Origin of the sequence: Paratractidigestivibacter sp., from assembly GCF_052362415.1 — a bacterium.
GTDB lineage: Bacteria > Actinomycetota > Coriobacteriia > Coriobacteriales > Atopobiaceae > Paratractidigestivibacter.
In genome coordinates, this window is sequence record NZ_DAWEMK010000083.1 from 5,408 (window position 1) to 8,020 (window position 2,613).

The window sequence follows — 2,613 nt, forward strand, 5'->3', positions numbered from 1 at the left end:
CCCTCGCCGGCGAGCGCCTCGCGGATCATCTCCGCGCGCTCGTCGAGCGAGAACACGGGACCGTGCCCTCGCTTGTTCGCAGAGGCGGCGACGGCGACCGTCACGCGCGGGAAGAGCCTGCGCGCACGGAGGATGACGTCGAGGTGGCCCAGCGTCACCGGGTCGAAGGTGCCGGGGACGACGACGTGCTCTACCTTGGTCTCGTTGTCTCTCATTTGCCCAATATCCCTTCCGGGTCGGCGACCATGAGGTCGACGGCGGTGATGCCCTGGCTCTTCGATTTGGCGAGCTCGAGGCCCGCCCCCTCGATGCCGGGCGACTTCGCGGAGCGCTCGTAGACGACGATGGCCCCGCGCTCGAGCGCGCCGCGGGCGGCGAGCGCCCGGACGAGCGCGGCCACCCGGCTCGCCTCCACAGCATACGGCGGGTCGGGGCAGACGACCCCGAAGGGGCCGCCGGGGATCCTCCCCTGCTCGGCGAGCGAGCAGGCGTCGCCCGCGAGCGCGCGCCACTCGGACGCGTCGGCGCGCAGCGAGCGCTCCGCCGTGCGGCGTATGCGCGCGACGGCGCGGCGGTCCAGGTCGACGAAGGTGGCCGACGCCGCGCCGCGGCTCACGAGCTCGAAGCCCATGGCGCCCGACCCCGCGAAGGCGTCGAGCACCCGGGTGCCCGTGAGGTCGAGCCCCGCCGCCGAGAGGATCATCGAGGCGATCCTCTCGCGGTTCCGGTCGGTCGTCGGGCGCGTGGTGCCGCGGCCCTCGGGCGCCTCGACGGCGAGCCCCTTCCATTTGCCTCCGACTATCCTCATGCGCGCTCCAGCTCCTCGAAGTAGATGTCGAACCGCTCGCGGGCCTCCCCGGCGAGCAGGCGGTGTTCCGGGTCCGCCAGGGACGGGTCCTCCCCGGCGATCGCCCGGGCGTCCTCGTGGGCCCATTGCACGAGGTCTGCGTCGGTCTCCATGTCGCAGATGCGCAGGGTGACGCCGCCGGACTGGCGGAAGCCCAGCACCTCTCCCTCATGCCTGAGCTTGAGGTCGAGCTCGGCCAGGCGCATGCCGTCGCTCGTCTGCTCGAGCGCCGCCAGGCGCGTGCGCGCGGGCGTCCCCTTGCGCGCCGCGCAGCTGAGGAAGACCGTGCCCGCGACGTCGCCGCGGCCCACGCGGCCGCGCAGCTGGTGCAAGGTGGCCAGGCCGAAGCGGTCGGCGTCCATGACGACCATCGCGGTGGCGTTGGGGACGTCGACGCCGACCTCCACCACGGTCGTGGCCACGAGCACCTGCGTGGCGCCGCTGCGGAAGCGCCCCATCGCGGCGTCCTTCTCGGCCGGCCTCATCCGCCCGGTGAGGAGATCGCACTCGACGCCCGGCAGCACGCTCTCGCGCAGCCACGCCAAGGTCGATACGGCCGAGCGCAGCTTGTTCGAGGTCGAGGTCACGGACTCGGGGACGTCCTCGAGCTCATGGCCGTCGTCGGCGTCGTCGACGAGCGGGCAGATCACGTACGCCTGGTGGCCAGCCGCCAGGGCCTCGCGCACGGCGCCCCAGGCGAGGTCGAGGTTGTCGGGCGTGACGACCTTGGTCTGGACGCCCGCGCCCGGGCGGGGCCGGTGCGCTATGCGCGAGAGGTCCACGTCGCCGTAGACCGACAGCGCGAGCGTGCGCGGGATCGGCGTCGCGGACATGGCGAGCAGGTCCGCGCCCGGCCCCTTGGCGCGCAGCGCGGCGCGCTGGTTCACGCCGAAGCGATGCTGCTCGTCGATGACCACGAGCGAGAGGCATGAGAACTCGAGCTTCTGGGAAAGAAGCGCGGTCGTGCCAAAGAGCACGCAGGCCGCGCCCGAGGCGCAGGCGGCCTCGGCCTCCTCGCGCTCCTCCCCCTGCGTGGTGCCCGTGACGAGCCGCCAGGTGATGTCCGCCGCGTCGAGCAGCGGCCCGAGCTTCTCGGCATACTGACGGGCGAGCACCGAGGTCGGCGCCATCATAGCGGCCTGGGTGCCCGAGTCGGCGCACGCGGCGAGGGCGAGCGCCGCGACGGCGGTCTTGCCCGTGCCGACGTCGCCGAGCAGCAGGCGGTTCATGACGCGCGGGGCGGCCATGTCCGCGAGGATCTGGTCCGCAGCGGCGCGCTGCTCGGTCGAGAGCTCGAAGGGCATGGCGGCCAGCAGGGCGTCCATATGCGGGCCGAGGACATCGTGCTCGAAGGGGCGGGCCCCCTCGCGCTCGAGCTCCTGGCGGCACAGCAGGGCGAGCTGCAGGCAGAGCAGCTCGTCGTAGGCGAGCCGGCGGCGGGCGCGCTCGGCCGCAGCGAGCGAGCTCGGGAAGTGGACCTCACGCAACGCCCTGCCGAGCGTCATGAGGCCGTGGCCGGAGGTGAGCCTGGCGGGAACGGGGTCGCAGACGTCGCCCACGTCGGCGAGCGCGGCGCTCTGGATGCGGCGCATCCACGGCACCGAGACCCCTTCCGTGACGCCATGGACGGGCAGCACGCGCGCGTAGCCCGCGCTCCCCGAGTCACCGACGACCTCGTAGAAGGGCGCCTTCATCTGCTTGAAGCCGTAGCCGAAGGTGACCTTGCCCGAGAGCGCGACGGTGTCCCCCTTGCGGATCTGCTCGGC

General features: G+C 73.2%; 3 protein-coding genes. All 3 read right to left on the minus strand.

The genetic code is table 11. From position 1 onward, the window contains the following. Positions 1 to 215: adenylyltransferase/cytidyltransferase family protein (locus ACT84W_RS08105; protein ID WP_444328835.1), on the minus strand; the 215-nt coding region annotated here is incomplete at its 3' end. Then, on the minus strand, positions 212 to 808 hold the full coding sequence (locus tag ACT84W_RS08110; protein ID WP_444328836.1) for an RsmD family RNA methyltransferase: 597 nt from the start codon (positions 806 to 808) through the stop codon (positions 212 to 214). The genes ACT84W_RS08110 and ACT84W_RS08105, both read right to left, overlap by 4 nt. Further along, a partial coding sequence (locus ACT84W_RS08115) for an ATP-dependent DNA helicase RecG (RefSeq protein ID WP_444328837.1) occupies positions 805 to 2,613 on the minus strand: 1,809 nt, incomplete at its 5' end. The genes ACT84W_RS08115 and ACT84W_RS08110, both read right to left, overlap by 4 nt.

Coding starts and splice junctions, on each gene's coding strand:
- ACT84W_RS08110 (WP_444328836.1), bottom strand. CDS start 808: ATGAGGATAGTCGGAGGCAAATGGAAGGGGCTCGCCGTCGAGGCGCCC.